This is a genomic window from Neorhizobium sp. PAMB6630, assembly GCF_058242775.1.
This window is the reverse complement of sequence record NZ_JBZAYV010000002.1, coordinates 767,139-781,859: the sequence shown is the minus strand read 5'-3', so window position 1 is coordinate 781,859 and position 14,721 is coordinate 767,139. Positions and strand designations below refer to the sequence as shown.

The 14,721-nt window shown below is 60.1% G+C and carries 15 protein-coding genes; 12 read left to right on the top strand and 3 right to left on the bottom strand.

Translation table 11 applies throughout. The features are described 5' to 3' along the window. Window positions 1-9: 9 nt before the first annotated feature. The 7 genes from AC4CWF_RS22330 to AC4CWF_RS22300 all read left to right on the top strand — a co-directional run bounded on the left by AC4CWF_RS22330 (window position 10) and on the right by AC4CWF_RS22300 (window position 6,287). A complete protein-coding gene (locus tag AC4CWF_RS22330) occupies window positions 10-693 on the top strand; it encodes an amino acid ABC transporter permease (protein ID WP_491285639.1) in 684 nt (227 codons plus the stop codon). 12 nt (window positions 694-705) lie between these two features. Continuing rightward, window positions 706-1,371 (top strand): amino acid ABC transporter permease, encoded by a 666-nt coding sequence (locus AC4CWF_RS22325; RefSeq protein ID WP_491285637.1) that lies wholly within the window; start codon window positions 706-708, stop codon window positions 1,369-1,371. A 30-nt stretch (window positions 1,372-1,401) separates the two neighbouring features. After that, a complete protein-coding gene (locus tag AC4CWF_RS22320) occupies window positions 1,402-2,328 on the top strand; it encodes an N-carbamoyl-D-amino-acid hydrolase (protein ID WP_491285635.1) in 927 nt (308 codons plus the stop codon). A gap of 11 nt (window positions 2,329-2,339) precedes the next feature. Then, entirely contained in the window at window positions 2,340-3,800 is a 1,461-nt protein-coding gene (gene hydA, locus AC4CWF_RS22315) for a dihydropyrimidinase (RefSeq protein WP_491285633.1), read from the top strand. Beyond that, window positions 3,797-4,459, top strand: coding sequence for an aspartate/glutamate racemase family protein (locus AC4CWF_RS22310; RefSeq protein ID WP_491285631.1), 663 nt, complete (start codon window positions 3,797-3,799; stop codon window positions 4,457-4,459). The genes hydA and AC4CWF_RS22310 overlap by 4 nt, the downstream gene beginning before the upstream one ends. 2 nt (window positions 4,460-4,461) lie before the next feature. Next, window positions 4,462-5,409: a LysR family transcriptional regulator gene (locus tag AC4CWF_RS22305; protein WP_491285628.1), complete on the top strand. Its 948-nt coding sequence runs from the start codon at window positions 4,462-4,464 to the stop codon at window positions 5,407-5,409. 107 nt (window positions 5,410-5,516) lie between these two features. Beyond that, complete coding sequence (locus tag AC4CWF_RS22300) at window positions 5,517-6,287, top strand: LamB/YcsF family protein (RefSeq protein WP_491285626.1); 771 nt, start codon at window positions 5,517-5,519, stop codon at window positions 6,285-6,287. A gap of 225 nt (window positions 6,288-6,512) precedes the next feature. On the opposite strand, the gene AC4CWF_RS22295 is transcribed toward AC4CWF_RS22300, so the two are convergent. Beyond that, a complete protein-coding gene (locus tag AC4CWF_RS22295) occupies window positions 6,513-7,424 on the bottom strand; it encodes a LysR family transcriptional regulator (RefSeq protein ID WP_491285623.1) in 912 nt (303 codons plus the stop codon). 100 nt (window positions 7,425-7,524) lie between these two features. On the opposite strand from AC4CWF_RS22295, the gene AC4CWF_RS22290 reads away from it, so the two are divergent. Continuing rightward, complete coding sequence (locus AC4CWF_RS22290) at window positions 7,525-7,848, top strand: nuclear transport factor 2 family protein (RefSeq protein WP_491285621.1); 324 nt, start codon at window positions 7,525-7,527, stop codon at window positions 7,846-7,848. Further along, window positions 7,845-8,624, top strand: a complete 780-nt coding sequence (locus tag AC4CWF_RS22285; protein ID WP_491285619.1) for an SDR family oxidoreductase — start codon at window positions 7,845-7,847, stop codon at window positions 8,622-8,624. The genes AC4CWF_RS22290 and AC4CWF_RS22285 overlap by 4 nt, the downstream gene beginning before the upstream one ends. 110 nt (window positions 8,625-8,734) lie before the next feature. Here AC4CWF_RS22285 and AC4CWF_RS22280 read toward each other — a convergent pair whose 3' ends face one another. Together AC4CWF_RS22280 and AC4CWF_RS22275 are read right to left on the bottom strand one after the other, a co-directional pair. Next, the gene (locus AC4CWF_RS22280) at window positions 8,735-9,091 is read right to left on the bottom strand and encodes a response regulator transcription factor (protein ID WP_491285617.1); all 357 of its coding nucleotides are present in this window, start codon (window positions 9,089-9,091) and stop codon (window positions 8,735-8,737) included. A gap of 97 nt (window positions 9,092-9,188) precedes the next feature. Then, a complete protein-coding gene (locus AC4CWF_RS22275) occupies window positions 9,189-9,833 on the bottom strand; it encodes a response regulator transcription factor (protein ID WP_491285615.1) in 645 nt (214 codons plus the stop codon). Window positions 9,834-10,176: 343 nt separating this feature from the next. On the opposite strand from AC4CWF_RS22275, the gene AC4CWF_RS22270 reads away from it, so the two are divergent. The 3 genes from AC4CWF_RS22270 to AC4CWF_RS22260 all read left to right on the top strand — a co-directional run bounded on the left by AC4CWF_RS22270 (window position 10,177) and on the right by AC4CWF_RS22260 (window position 14,671). After that, complete coding sequence (locus tag AC4CWF_RS22270; RefSeq protein WP_491285613.1) at window positions 10,177-13,152, top strand: PAS domain S-box protein; 2,976 nt, start codon at window positions 10,177-10,179, stop codon at window positions 13,150-13,152. Window positions 13,153-13,340: 188 nt separating this feature from the next. After that, the gene (locus tag AC4CWF_RS22265; RefSeq protein ID WP_491285610.1) at window positions 13,341-13,565 is read left to right on the top strand and encodes a YjiS-like domain-containing protein; all 225 of its coding nucleotides are present in this window, start codon (window positions 13,341-13,343) and stop codon (window positions 13,563-13,565) included. 326 nt (window positions 13,566-13,891) lie between these two features. Continuing rightward, the gene (locus AC4CWF_RS22260; RefSeq protein WP_491285608.1) at window positions 13,892-14,671 is read left to right on the top strand and encodes an alpha/beta fold hydrolase; all 780 of its coding nucleotides are present in this window, start codon (window positions 13,892-13,894) and stop codon (window positions 14,669-14,671) included. Window positions 14,672-14,721: the final 50 nt, after the last annotated feature.

Sequence of the window (14,721 nt, the reverse complement as noted above, 5' to 3'; positions counted from 1 at the left end):
GCCGTGGCGATGGAAGGTCTTCACCGCTTCCTTGCGACATTCTTCGACCCGGCGATGATAGAGGCCCATACGCCGGCGGTTCTCGCCGGTGTCTGGATCACCCTTGAGATCGGTCTCGCCGTCATCGTTGCCGGCATCGGTCTGGGGCTGCTGCTTGCTTGCCTTCGCACCTACGGCCGGCGGTTTTTCAATTTTTTCATCGTCTGTTTTGCCGATATCTTCCGGGCGCTGCCGCCACTGGTGCTGATCCTCATCCTCTATTTCGGCCTGCCGTCGGCGGGCATCCTCCTGTCGGGGCCAATGGTGCTGTTCCTCGTGCTCAGCCTGACGCTGGCCGCCTTTGCCGAGGAAATCTTCTGGGCCGGGTTTTCGGCCATCGACAAGGGACAGTGGGAAGCCGGCATCGCAACAGGCCTTGGCTTTACCGGCACGCTTGTTCATGTGGCACTGCCGCAGGCAATGCGCCTTGCCACGCCGCCGCTGGTTAACCGGGTTCTCGCCATCACCAAGATGACGGCGCTTGGCTCGGTGATCGGTGTCGAGGAAGTGCTTTCGGCGGCAACCACGGCGCAAAGTTTTTCCGGCAGCGCCACGCCGCTGTCGCTGGCGGCGATTGCCTATCTCATCATCTTCCTGCCGGTCGTCTTCCTGGCGCGCTTCCTGGAGACCCGGCAGCGTTGGGGCAGGGCTTGAGAGGAAGACACGATGCAGACGCTTCTCGACCAGTTTTTCAATATCTCCATCATGATCAAGACCATGCCCCTGATGCTGAAGGGGCTCGTCATGACCCTGAAGCTCTGCGCCGCCGTCATCCTGCTTGGGCTTGCCGGCGGCCTGCTGGTGGCACTCGGCAATCTGAGCCCGCGAAAATGGCTACGCCTGCCCTCTATCGTCTTTACCGATATCTTCCGCGCCCTGCCGCCGCTGGTGCTCTTGATCTTCATCTATTCCGGCCTGCCGTTTGCCGGTGTCGAGATTTCGCCCTTCACTGCGGTGGTGCTCGCCTTTTTCCTCAACAATTCCTCCTATTATGCCGAGGTTTATCGCGCCGGCATCCTGTCGGTGCCGAAAGGCCAGCTTGAGGCGGCGCGTTCCACGGGGCTGTCGAAGGCGCAGGCACTGGTGCACGTCGTTCTGCCGCAGGCCGTGCGCAACGTGCTGCCAGACCTCCTGTCCAACACGATCGAGGTGGTCAAACTCACCTCGCTTGCGTCCGCCGTCTCCTTTGCCGAACTGCTCTACAGCGCCAACATGGCGCGTTCCGTCACCTACAATGCCTCGCCGCTGGTTCTGGCGGCGCTCATCTATCTCGTCCTGCTCTGGCCTCTGGTGCGGCTCGTCAGCCGCTTCCAGCGACGGCTTGCGGCCTGACGTTTCCCATGACTTGAAAGGACATTTTCCATGACCCGCATGATGATCGCAGGCGCCCAGCTCGGTGCCATCCAGAAGAGTGACAGCCGGCAGATGGTGGTTGCGCGGATGATCGAACTTCTGAACGAGGCTGCCGCCAAGGGCGCGCATATGGTGGTTTATCCGGAACTGGCACTGACGACCTTCTTTCCGCGCTGGTACATGCCCGATCAGGCCGAGGTTGATACCTGGTTCGAGACCGAAATGCCGAACGGTGCGACCCTGCCTCTCTTCGAGCGGGCGCGGGAACTGAACGTTGCGATCACCTTCGGTTACGCGGAACTGACACCTGAGGGCGAGCACTACAACACCTCGATCCTCACCAACCGCCGCGGCGAGATCATCGGCAAATACCGCAAGGTGCATCTGCCGGGCCATGTCGAATACGATACCGAACGCGCCTTCCAGCATATGGAAAAGCGCTACTTCCTGCCCGGCGATCTCGGCTTCAACGTCTGGCGCAACGAGGGCGTCGTGATGGGCATGGCGATCTGCAACGACCGCCGCTGGCCGGAAACCTACCGGTGCCTCGGCCTGCAGGGGGTGGAACTGGTGACGATTGGCTACAACACGCCATCGGTAAACAGCCAGATGAGCGCAGAGGGACTGGAAAAGCGACTGTTTCATTCGGAACTGTCGCTACAGGCCGGTGCCTATCAGAACGCCACTTTTGTGGCCGGTATTGCCAAGGCCGGCCTTGAGGATGGCCATCCGCTGATGGGCGGCTCGGTGATCGTCGATCCCGATGGCTTCATCATGGCCCGCGCCGAAACGGAAGACGATGAACTGATTTTCGCTGATTGCGATTTTTCCAAGTGCGCCTTCGGCAAATCGACGATCTTCGATTTTGAACGTCACCGCCGCATCGAACATTATGGCCGTATCACCAGCCAGACCGGCGTGATTGTGGAAGTTTGAGGGAGCAGGCCATGACCACGTTCGACACCGTCATCCACGGGGGCCGGGTGGTCACCGCCTCCGACGTCTTTTTTGCCGATATCGGCATTCGCGACGGCCGCATTGCAGCCATTGCCGAAACGATCGACGGTGGCGAGCACCGTATTGACGCCACCGGCCGCCTAGTTATGCCCGGCGGCATCGAGGGCCATTGCCATATCGCGCAGGAAAGCTCGTCGGGCGTGATGACCGCCGACGACTATTATTCCGGCTCGGTATCGGCCGCGTTCGGCGGCAATTCCTCTTTCATTCCATTCGCCGCCCAGCATCGCGGCCAGTCGATTGCCGAGGTGATTTCCACCTATGACGATCGCGCGGCACCCAATTCGGTGCTCGACTATTCCTACCACCTGATCATTTCCGATCCGTCGGCCTCCGTTCTTGCCGAACTGCCTGATGTCTTTGGCCGCGGCATCACCTCGTTCAAGGTGTTCATGACCTATGACCTCATGAATATCGGCGATGGCGGCATGCTCGACATTTTGACGATTGCCAAGGCGCACGGCGCGCTGACCATGGTCCATGCGGAAAACAACGACATGGTGAAATGGATGAACCGGCGTCTGGCGGGCGTCGGCCTCACCGCGCCAAAATACCATGCCATCAGCCGGCCGGAACTTGCCGAGGAAGAGGCGATCAACCGGGCGGTGTCGCTTGCCAAGCTGGTCGATGCGGCCCTGTTCATCGTGCATGTCTCTACGGCCGGCGGTGCCGAAATCGTGCGGCGCGCAAAGCTTGCCGGCGCAAAGCTCTTTGCCGAAACGTGTCCGCAATATCTGGCGCTGACCCGCGCCGATCTCGACCGTCCCGGAATGGAAGGCGCCAAATATATCTGCTCGCCGCCGTTGCGCGATGCAAAGACGCAAGCGGCCCTGTGGCGTCATATCCAGACCGGCACGTTTGAAAGCGTCTCATCCGACCACGCGCCTTACCGCGCCGATTCAAGCGGAAAATTCCTGAACGGCGCTGACGTGCCTTATCCCAAAATCGCCAATGGCATGCCGGGCATCGCCATGCGGCTGCCCTATCTGTTTTCGGAGGGCGTCGTGAAGGGCCGCATCACCTTGCCGCAATTCGTGCAACTGTCTTCCGCCAACGCGGCAAAAACCTTCGGGCTGGAAAAGAAGGGAGCCATCGCGCCCGGTTATGATGCCGATATCGCCATCTGGAACCCGAGCGAGACCCGCACCGTTACGCAAGCCGATCAGCACGACAACATGGATTACACGCCCTTCGAGGGCATGGAGATCACCGGCTGGCCGGAACTGGTGATGAACCGCGGGGATATCGTGGTTGAGCACGGCACACTGAAAGCCGAGCGTGGCCGGGGACGGTTCGTTGCCCGAAAGCCGGTCGACCTGACCGGCATTCCCGGCCATCGCGCCGGCGAACTGGATCCTGTCCGCAATTTCGGCGCGGAGATTGCACCATGAGCGGGCCGATTGTCGTCATCAATCCCAACAGTTCGGAAAGCGTCACCGAGGGGCTGCGCACTGCTCTGGCAGGTTTCCGCTTTCCCGGTGGCCCCGCCATCGAGTGTCTGACCATTGCTGAGGGCCCGCCCGGCGTCGTGACGCAACGCGACGTCGACGAGGCGGCGCTCAATGTGGCAAAAATCATCGAAGCGCGGCCCGATGCCGGCGCCTTCGTGCTGGCTTGCTACTCGCAGCCCGGACTTGATCTCGCCCGCTCGCTCACACCGGTTCCCGTCTATGGCATCCAGGATGCCGGCGTTCTCACCGCATTGGCGCGCGCCGATCTCTTTGGCGTCATTGCGGTGGCAGAAGCCTCCATTCCCCGTCATCTGCGCAATCTGCGCCGGCTTGGCGTCGACAACCGGCTGGCCGGTGAAGTGGCATTAGAGGGCGATATCAGTGTTGCCGACAGCGGCCACGGCGAGGACAGCTATGCTGCCCTTGTTGTTGCGGGCAGAAGGTTGAAAGCCATGGGGGCCGGTGCCGTGGTTCTGGGTTGTGCCGGCATGGCCGGCCACCGCGCAAGGCTTGAGGCGGAACTGGGCCTTGCCGTTATCGACCCGACCCAGGCAGCGGTTGCCATGGCCTTTGGCCATCTGGTAACGGGCAGCCGATGAACATGGCAGAGAACGAACCGTCTCTTACCGAACCCGTCGCCCCACCGGATATCTCGCTACGCCTGCTGGAGATATTTGGTGCCATGATGCGCTGCGCAACAACCGTCGAGGCGGCAGAACAGCTCGGGATCTCCCAACCCGCCGTGTCGAACGGCATCCGTCAGCTGGAAAGCCAGCTGGGCGTCACCCTCTTCGAGCGCCTGCATCGCCGCCTGCAGCCGACGGAAGAGGCGCTTCTGCTCTATGAGGAAGTACGCCCGGTCTTTGGCCTGCTGCGCGGCTTTTCAGCACGCGCAAGGGACATGCGGCAGGGGCTTTCGGGACGGCTGCGGATCATCACCACGCCGCCGCTTGGCCATACCGTGGCGCCGGCCGCCCTGCGCACCTTCCTGAAGGACCGGCCGGACGTCTCGGTGTCCTACGATGTGCGCCGACTTGAACACGTGCTGGAGGCGGTGCAGAGCGGGGCAGCCGATATCGGGCTGGCGCTTGGCCTCGATCGTCACCCGGCCGTCAACATCGAGGTGCTTGCACGCACGCATATGGTGGCGCTGGTGCCGCTCGATGGACCGCTTGCGGCAAAGAACATCGTCTCGGCCGGCGATCTGGCCTCCGGCAGCTTCATCGGTCTTGAAGCGGAATCGCGCATGGGCCAGATCCTGCGCCATGCCTTCGAACGCCACGGCGCCCATTACGACCCGCGTGTCGAGGTGCGTTACTGCTCGACGGCGGCGGTTCTCGCCGATACCGGCATCGGGGCTGCCGTCATCGATCCCTATAGCGCGGCCTTCCAGCGCAAGACCCATATGGTGGCACGCCCCTTCCAGCCACCGAGCGAGATCTGTGCCGTGATGCTGACCCGCAAGGGTGTGCCGCGCTCCCGGCTGCTGCATGCCTTTATCTCCGACCTCAAACAGGCGGTTTCCAGTTTTGATGTGGAAGCGGTTTAAATTCAGCACTGCTGGAAAGACGCGCGACAGCTAAGGGATACAAGGCCGGCTTGCCGTCTGTATCTCCGCTTCTGACTTAAACTGGAACTACACAAAGAGGGCTTGCCATGGCCACGATCGATCTGAACTGCGATATGGGAGAAGCCTTCGGCGCCTATTCCATGGGCGATGACAAGGCGATGCTGGATCTGGTGACCACCGCCAATGTGGCCTGTGGTTTTCACGCCGGTGATCCGGTGGTCATGCGCAACACGATCCTGATGGCGCGGCAGCGGGGCGTTGCGGTCGGCGCACATCCCTCCTTCATGGATCTCTACGGTTTCGGCCGCCGGCGCATATCGGGCGAAAAGCCGGAAGATATCGAAGCGCAACTGATCTACCAGATCGCGGCGATGTCAGGCATGGCAAAAGCCCTCGGCTGGCCGATCACCCACGTCAAGACCCATGGCGCGATTGGCAATATGGCCGCCGAGGATGCGGTCCTCGCCGATGTCTGCGTGCGCGCCGTCCGGGCGGTGGATCCCAACCTGATCTTCATCACCTTGCCCTATTCGCAAACCATGAAGGCTGCGGAACGCATCGGCTTAAAAACCGCCAGTGAAATCTACGCCGACCGCACCTATACCGATGAAGGCATGCTGACATCCCGGGCCATGGAAGGTTCTGTCATCCATGATCCCGCACAAAGCGTCGACCAGGTGCTGAGCATGGTCCGCGATGGTTTCATCCCGACGATCGGCGGCCAGAAACTGCCCGTCGAGGCGGAGACGCTCTGCGTGCATGGCGACACGCCGGGCGCTGCCACGATCACGCGGGCGCTGAAGGAAGCACTGATCGCCGAAGGCGTGACCATTGCACCCTTTGCCCGGCCGATGTGAATTCGGACACGGTGATAAGCCTCGGGCTCGATCTTGCCGTCGCCAGGCTCCGCCATGAGACGCGTAAAAGTGCCCCCAGTTTCGAACCGCCCTTGCTCTTTGGTGTGCCATGCCCCTGTTCCACTTCTCTCGGCACACGTGCCGGGACGGGCGGGAGAGCGACACGATCACTGCGCTTTGGCAAGTTCTGTCGTCATCCGGGCAGATAAGGAACTTCATGAAGGTCTAACCGCGTTTCGACATCTCGGCCGCGTGGCGGCGGGCGAGGTTGAGAAACTCCCTGACGCCGACGGGGAGGTTTCGGCGGCCGGGGTAATAGAGGCAAAGACCCGGAAAAGCCGGCGTCCAGTCGTCGAGGATCCGGATCAGACGACCTGTCCTGATATCATCGATGACATTCTGCTCCATGAAATAACCGATGCCGACATTCTCCATCACGGCTGTGCGGGCAAGGTTTGCCTCGTCCAGAATGATGGGGCCTTCAACGTCGAGCTGGACCGTCTGCCCGTCCTTTTCAAAACGCCACCTGAACAGGGCACCGTCTGGAAGGCGAACCCGGATGCAGTGATGCTTAAGGAGATCGGGAGGCGCCATCGGCATCGGGTGTGTGGCAAAGTAGGCGGGGGAGGCGACGACGGCGTATCGCTGCGGCTGACCGAGCGACACGGAAATCATGTCGCTCGGAACCAGTCCCGCCACGCGGACACCCAGATCAAAACCGTCAGCCACGATGTCCACCAAGCGCCCTTCGGTGACCAGATCCACGGTCATGTCTGGAAAGCGGCGAAGATAGTCGATCACGAGCGGCGTCATGATGGCCTGTGCGGCAAAAGGCGCGGCGTTGATGCGCAACGTGCCGGAAGGCGTGTCGCGTTCGGACCTGACCGCATCGAGCGCACCACGAATATCTTGCAGCGCAGGGCCTACCTGTTCAACGAAGATCTTGCCGGCACCCGTCAGGGAAAGGCTGCGGGTCGTTCGGTTGAACAGGCGCACCCCGAGGTTCGCCTCAAGCTTTGCGATCGCATGGCTGAGGGCCGTCGTCGACATGTTCAGCTCGACCGCTGCTGCACGAAACGTGCCCTTGCGCGCAATGGCCAGAACCGCGTGTAGATCCTCCAGTGCGCCGCGTTCCATTGTCCCGATTGCCTCAATTCCTCATCCCGGTTTGTCCTGATTATCTTCACAATCGTCAAGTGCTAATCTTCGACCATCATAGTGAACAAGGATAGCTCAGATGGTTTTGCCTCAGGCCTTAGAGACCTACTTCGATGCCGACCGGACAGGTGACGAGAACGCGCTGATCGGCGCATTCTGCGACACAGCCGTCGTGAAGGACGAGGGAGCCACCCACAGAGGTCTCCCGGCAATCCGCAGCTGGTGGCGCGACGCCAAGGAAAAGTACCAGCACGCGGCACAGCCGATCAGCGCGGACACGAATGGCGAGGCCGTCGCGGTGCTCGCGAGCGTCAGTGGAAACTTCCCCAATAGCCCCGCTAAACTGCATTTCCGCTTCGTCCTCGAGACAGGCAAAATCCGTGAACTGGAGATCGGCGCATGACCAGCTTTCTTGCACTGGAAGGAAAACGTGCCCTCATCACCGCAGGAACCAAGGGTGCGGGCGGCGCAACGACAGACCTCTTTCGAAGCCTTGGTGCGCGCGTTCTTGCAACGGCTCGCTCCCGGCCGGATGCCTTGCCAGAGGATCTGTTTGTTGCAGCTGACCTCGAAACGACGGAAGGCTGCGCCACCGTGGCGCAAGCGGTGCGCGAACGGTTGGGCGGGGTCGATATCATCGTCCATATGCTGGGTGGTTCGTCGGCTCCGGGCGGCGGTTTTGCAGCGCTCGGTGAGGACGATTGGCAAGAGGAGCTGAACGCAAACCTGTTTCCAGCCGTCCGTCTGGACAAGCTGCTTGTGCCTCAGATGGTGGCGGAGGGGCGAGGGGTCGTGATCCACGTCACCTCCATCCAGCGCATTCTGCCTCTGCCCCAATCGACAACGGCCTATGCCGCCGCAAAGGCTGCATTGTCGACCTATAGCAAGGCGCTGTCGAAAGAGGTGGCACCGCATGGGGTCCGTGTCGTGCGCGTCTCGCCTGGCTGGATCGAAACGGAAGCCTCGGTGCGCCTTGCCGAACGGCTGGCCGCTGAGGCCAAGACCGATTACGAAGGCGGCAAGAAGATCATCATGGACAGTCTCGGCGGCATACCGCTCGGCCGGCCGAGCAAACCCGAAGAGGTCGCCAATCTGATTGCTTTTCTGGCATCAGATCGTGCTGCCTCGATTACCGGAACCGAACATGTCATCGACGGCGGCACGGTGCCCACGGTTTAACGGCTTCGGACGGTTCTGGACGGCACGATGTTTTGCAGAGTTCGACCTATGCCGCCCCAACAAAAGGGTGGCGTAGGTTCAAGCTGTTGCGAGATCGCTTGCCGTTTCCCCTATTCACGCACGAGATCGCTGATGGCCTGGTGGATGGCATCGATCAAGACTTGGCCCTGGAACGGCTTTTGCAGCAAGATCAAGCCACCGCATTCCTTGACCTTGCGTGGCAATGTCGGATCGGTCTGGGCCGAGACAAAGATCACGGCGACGGTTGAACCTTCTGCGTTCAGCCGCTGTTTCAGCTCAATTCCGGTCATTCCGGGCATCTGGATGTCGGAAATAATGCAGTCGGGATCCCAAACCGGGCGTGTATCCAGGAACGATTCTGCAGAGGCATGACCCGACACGTCATATCCGAGCGATCTGATCAGTCCTTCCGTCGCGGTGCGGAAGGAATCATCGTCATCGATCACTGCGATATGCACATTCCGGGACGCGGGCATCGAATTAGGCCTTTTGGCAAAGAGACTTCAAGCGCCCCTCAATCGCACACTTCGCCGGCCACGGAAATCATACGGTAGTGTTACCTGCTTCTTTTATATCCCGCAGTTTGAGGGCATCCGCCATGCGCACAAGGTCTGGAAGGGTTCGCGCACCCATCTTTTTCATCGCGGAACCCCGGTGGATCTTCACGGTGACTTCGCTGATGCCGAGATCGCCGGCCACCTGCTTGTTGAGAAGGCCCCGGGTTACCAGCAGCATGACCTGCTGCTCACGAAGGGTAAGGGATTGATATCGTTCTTCTATGCTGGCGAATGCTTCCTGATTGACGCGCCGTGCTCGGTCCAGCTTGAGTGCAGCGGCCACCGCGTCGAGCATATCCTGATCACGGAAGGGTTTTGTCAGGAAATCAACGGCGCCGGCCTTCATCCCGCGCACGGACATCGGGATATCCCCATGCCCCGTCATCAGGACCACAGGGATTTCAATGCCGGATTGCGCAAGCTGCTGTTGGAAATCCAGGCCGCTCGTTCCCTGAAGGCGGATATCGAGCACGAGGCAAGCTTCTGCATCGGGGCGCTCGACTGCCAGGAATTCCTGGGTCGAAACAAAGGTGTGCGTGGCAAAGCCAACCGAGCGGAAAAGGCTGTCGAGAGAGGACCGAATGGATTCATCATCATCGATTATGTAGATGAACGGTGCGTTTTTCTTCACCTGTGGCCTCTTCCCCGGACGATGGACTCTTGAACTTCAAGTCCAAGGTCATGCCAAGAAAACAATTCGATGGAAAGCGTTTTGATCGCAACGCTGTCTGTGGAAACCCGAAGCGCCGGCGCGGCCTTGGTTTGCTGCCTTGCACACGTTTAAGAAGAGACATCCGTTCGGCTTTGATCGCTGACAAAGTCGTGATTGGGCAAGATCTACAACCTGGCTTGCATTAGGCTAGTAATGCTTCATCAAGCTTTTGCGGCGCATTGGCGCGCTTACTGCGACAGCTTCACCCCGATTTTTTTGGTCTTCGAATACGCTGCAGTCCTTTCAGGAGAGAGATGCCGTCATGAGTTCCGGTCGAGATTGCAGCGAGATCATCGATCTTCTGGATGATTGCATCATCATTCGAGAGCTTGGCGGTCGCGTAACGGGCTGGAACCGTGCAGCAGAAAAGCTTTATGGCATCTCGCGCGAGCAAGCGCTCGGCGCTCCCATGGAGGCACTGTTCGAACCCGCGGCAGACGAGGCCCAACAGCAGGCTCACGACCGCCTTGCGGTTGTCTCCGACTGGTCCGGCACGGTCAATCGCGTGACGAGAGGGACGCTGAAATCTGTTCTGGTTTCCGTGATGGTGAAGGTTCAGCGAGATGACGCCGGACAACCGGTCGCTCTTTTCGAGACGTCGCATCCTGTCGTCTGCGCTAGAGGTCCGGTTCAAAACGACGGCTTGGCGCGGCTGCTGGATGCCGCGGGCGTTGTCGTTGTGCCGATCGACGTCACAGCGGTGGCAAAGAGCCTTGCAGCTCTCGGCGCGGACCAGAGGATGAACTTGCGTGATTGTCTGAAAACCGAGCCACAGCTGGTTCGGCAGATGATGCGGTCTGCAAGGGTTGCGGCGATGGAACCATCAGGGCAGGCGCTTTCGCCTGCAGCCGAGGCGGCATTCGGTCCTGTGGGTCGGGAACTGTCCTCCTTCTGGCCGGAGGAGAATGCAGAGGTCTTCGTTGATACCATCCTGTCGGTCCTTGCAGGTGACGGCCATGCACGCGGTTCCTGTCAACTGGTGCGTCGCGACGGCGAGACCTTTGACGCCGAAGTGACGGTCGTTCCGGCGTCTCCAGACGCAGATCATGCTTTTGTACTCTTGTCCGTCCGCGACGTTTCGGTTGAGCGGGAAGCCTTCGCTGAACTCAAGTCCAGCGAACTGCGTTACAAGCACGTCTTCGACCACTTGCCGATCGCCTTAGCCGAGATTGATGCCAGCGGGCTTGCCGACATGTTTCGCGAGCTGCGCCAGCAGGGTGTCACCGACCTGTCACCTTACCTGGACGAGCATCCTGAGTTCCTGGATGCGGCATTACGCGCCATGAAGGTCGTTCAGTCCAACCCCACGCATGTTCATATGATGGCCGGCGAAAGGGAGGAGGATATTCTTGGTGATCTCACCCCTTATTGGGATCTCGGCATGCCGGTGCTGCGAAAATCCTTCGAGGCCCGTTATCGGGGAGAGGAGTTTTTCCAGTCCGAGGTTACCTTGAGGTGTCTCGATGGCAGCACCGTCCAGGTCCTGTTTGCGACGGCAAGGCACGGTTACCTTCAGGATCGCGCGGTCTGCAGCTTCATCGATTTCACCGAGCGCAATATCGCCGAGCAGGCGCTGCGGCGCAGCGAACGGCGTTATCAGGACCTGTTTCAGGCGATGACCGTATCGTTCTGGGAACTCGACCTCACAACCATCAATGATCTCTTGCAAGAAAATGGCCTCGCAGCAGACGGCGATATCGTTGATTACCTGCGCAATTATCCCGATTGTGTTGCACGGATCCTCAGCGCGACGACGATCGTCGATGTCAACGATCAGACGCTGATCTTGTTTGGCGGGCGCCAAAAGTCGGACCTTCTCGGCACCCTCGACCATTTCTGGTCACCGGATCGCTGGCTGGACGGTGCCGCGGCTGTCCTCAACGTCCTGGTCCATGATGCCAGCGTGACGATCGAGACCCGCCTCAGGCGTCTTGATGGGTCCGAATTTGATGCGCAGTTCACGCTCTGGTTTTCAGCAGACGATCGCCGCCGCGGGCTTGCCGCAGTTACCGATATCAGTGAGCGTGTAAACGCCTTCAACGCGCTTGAACACAGCGAGCAGCGGTTTCGCGACCTGTTCCAGCATTTGCCTCTTCCTGTTTTTCAGATCAGGTCCGCCAGACTTCTGGGGGCTCTCCAGGACCTCAAGGATGAAGGTGTTCCCGATCTCAACGCACATCTTGCCGAACACCCGGATTTCCTCTGGCACGCGATGGAAAATACTGTTGTCGAGCAGGCGAATGATGCCGCGCTCAAACTGCTGGGTGCAACACATCACGATGAGCTGAAAGGGGGATCTGTCGCCCCGTTCTTCGGCAACCACCCCGAGATTTATGCGCGACTATTGCAAAACCGGTACCAAAGCCTGGAGACCTATGACGAGGAGATCTCTCTGACCACACTCGATGGTCGGGTGCGCGAGGGGACACTGACGGTGACCTTCCCTCCCGCCATGGCAAAGCTTGGAGTGACCATCAGCGCGTTCATCGATACGACGGAGAAAAAGCAGGCGGAGCGCAGGCTGCGGCATATCGAGGCGGAATATGCCCATGCAGCCCGGATCTCGATGCTCGGGGAGCTGACGGCATCCATTGCCCACGAGGTCAACCAGCCGCTTGCCGCAATCACCACCTATGGCGAAGCCGGCCTGCGTTGGTTGAACCGCCCTAATCCCGAGCTTTCGGAAGTCCGGGATATCGTCACGCGTATCGTTGCAGATGCGCAGCGCGCCGCCAGCGTCATCGCGCGTGTCCGCAACATGGCAAGCCATCGCATGCAGGACGAAGAAATCGTCTCGCTGGACGAACTTGTCGCCGAAGCCGTGCTTTTCCTGCGGCACGAGTTCCAGGCGCACAAAGTCAATGTCGTTCATCTGCCCTCGTCCGGCCCGGCATGTGTCACCGTCGACCGCATTCAACTTCAGCAAGTCATCGTGAACATGGCGGTCAACGCCATCCAGGCGATCTCCACGACCCAGTGCGAGCGGCGCGAGGTTGTCTTGCGCACCACGGAGGAGGGGGCTCAGGTATGTTGTTCGGTAGAGGATTCCGGGCCGGGAATTCCCGTGGAGGGAACAGCTCGGATCTTCGAGAGCTTCTTCACCACGAAGAATGGTGGCATGGGGATGGGTCTGCCGATTTCGCGCTCCATCATCGAGGCGCATGGCGGAAAAATGAGCGCCGACAATGGCAGCCGTCTCGGCGGTGCACGGTTTTCCTTTGTCCTGCCCGCCGTGTAATGAGATCGAGCGCGGGTAAGCTTAGGTCCTGGCCCTAAGGAGAGGCCTTTGGCTTTCCGTTTCATCCGTAAGCAGTTTTTGTTTCCCTGAAATGTCGGTGCGTCATGCATCATGGAGAACTGTGTCCAGTTCAATGGCACCAGCCGAGGTCATCGGCCGAAGGTGCGTCATGAAGGACGGTGACACAGATGTTTGGAAATCTGCGACAATTGCTCGTGCGGCCAGCCGTGTGCTCGCATGAAGCCAAGCCCATGGAAAATCTCTATCGGCGCTTTCGACGCTGGCAAGAGCGGCGCAAGGGCATCGAGACGCTGCGAAACATGCCGGACTTCCTGCTGAAGGATATCGGTCTGACCAGGTCCCATCTCGATTATCCCATCACGGCTGCAGAATCGAAGCCGCGGGATGCGTGAGGCCACCCGCCGTTTTCCGTCCGTGCGTTTCGCGCCATGTAAGTAATATCTAACGTTAATGCGCGCGTTCAGGCGATCACGTGCCTGCGTGTGCAGCCTTAATGAACGTGACGTCTAGTCAGATCATACCAAGGCATGCCCTGGCGAGACGGATGGCCGATAGGCCCGGTGGGGCATGTCTGCAATTCTACAGGTGCTGATCGACGGCCTCATGTCCCCTCCAGATGGGTCTGTTCAGCAACCTCCAGCCGGGCAACGTTTCCCAGTCCGTTGCCCGGCGCGGAGGTGGGTTTCAACGTCTCACACGCAAACTCCAAAGAAGGAACATGACAATGGAAATGACCCAGCTCACCCTCAGCCTGGCTAGCGCGGCGACCCTTGCGCTCGCGATGTTTACCCCGGTTGTGGCCAATGCCGCCCCCGTGAAGAACGTCGTGCTCGTTCACGGTGCTTTTGCCGATGGAGCCGGATGGCGCGGCGTCTACGATGAACTGACGAAACGCGGTTATCACGTCCAGATCGTCCAGAATCCCCTGACATCGCTTGAAGATGATGTCGCCTCCACCAACCGGCTGCTCGACCAGCAAAACGGCCCGACGATCCTCGTCGGTCACTCCTGGGGCGGCACCGTGATCACGGAAGCCGGTATCCATCCCAAAGTGGCGGGCCTGGTCTTTGTCTCGGCCCTGTCGCCGGATGCCGGTGAGACGACGGCCCAACAATATGAAGGCTTTGCTCCGACGCCGGATTTCGTCATCGAAATCGGTGCCGACGGGTTTGGTTTCGTGAAGCCGGCAATGTTCAAGCAGGGTTTTGCCCATGACGTCAGCGACGCGCAGGCGGCATTCATGCGGGATTCCCAGGTGCCGATCAACATGTCATCCTTCGGTACGAAGCTGAAGAATGCCGCCTGGCGCAGCAAGCCGAGCTGGGCCGTGATTGCAACGGAAGACAAGGCCTTCGATCAGGCAATGCTGGTGCATATGGCAGAGCGCATGAAGGCCAAGATCACCAGGGTCTCGGGCAGCCACGCTCTGTTCATCACCCGCGCCAAGGAGATTGCAGACACGATCGACGAGGCTGCAAAAACGACGGCGGCCATGTGATCACCCGATAGAAGCGGGACCGTCTGAAGCGATCCCGCTTCCGCCTTGAA

Excerpts from the sequence above, each read along its gene's own strand:
- AC4CWF_RS22330 (WP_491285639.1), top strand. The coding sequence starts at position 10 with ATGGAAGGTCTTCACCGCTTCCTTGCGACATTCTTCGACCCGGCGATG.
- AC4CWF_RS22325 (WP_491285637.1), top strand. The coding sequence starts at position 706 with ATGCAGACGCTTCTCGACCAGTTTTTCAATATCTCCATCATGATCAAG.
- AC4CWF_RS22320 (WP_491285635.1), top strand. The coding sequence starts at position 1,402 with ATGACCCGCATGATGATCGCAGGCGCCCAGCTCGGTGCCATCCAGAAG.
- hydA (WP_491285633.1), top strand. The coding sequence starts at position 2,340 with ATGACCACGTTCGACACCGTCATCCACGGGGGCCGGGTGGTCACCGCC.
- AC4CWF_RS22310 (WP_491285631.1), top strand. The coding sequence starts at position 3,797 with ATGAGCGGGCCGATTGTCGTCATCAATCCCAACAGTTCGGAAAGCGTC.
- AC4CWF_RS22305 (WP_491285628.1), top strand. The coding sequence starts at position 4,462 with ATGGCAGAGAACGAACCGTCTCTTACCGAACCCGTCGCCCCACCGGAT.
- AC4CWF_RS22300 (WP_491285626.1), top strand. The coding sequence starts at position 5,517 with ATGGCCACGATCGATCTGAACTGCGATATGGGAGAAGCCTTCGGCGCC.
- AC4CWF_RS22295 (WP_491285623.1), bottom strand. The coding sequence starts at position 7,424 with ATGGAACGCGGCGCACTGGAGGATCTACACGCGGTTCTGGCCATTGCG.
- AC4CWF_RS22290 (WP_491285621.1), top strand. The coding sequence starts at position 7,525 with ATGGTTTTGCCTCAGGCCTTAGAGACCTACTTCGATGCCGACCGGACA.
- AC4CWF_RS22285 (WP_491285619.1), top strand. The coding sequence starts at position 7,845 with ATGACCAGCTTTCTTGCACTGGAAGGAAAACGTGCCCTCATCACCGCA.
- AC4CWF_RS22270 (WP_491285613.1), top strand. The coding sequence starts at position 10,177 with ATGAGTTCCGGTCGAGATTGCAGCGAGATCATCGATCTTCTGGATGAT.
- AC4CWF_RS22265 (WP_491285610.1), top strand. The coding sequence starts at position 13,341 with ATGTTTGGAAATCTGCGACAATTGCTCGTGCGGCCAGCCGTGTGCTCG.
- AC4CWF_RS22260 (WP_491285608.1), top strand. The coding sequence starts at position 13,892 with ATGACAATGGAAATGACCCAGCTCACCCTCAGCCTGGCTAGCGCGGCG.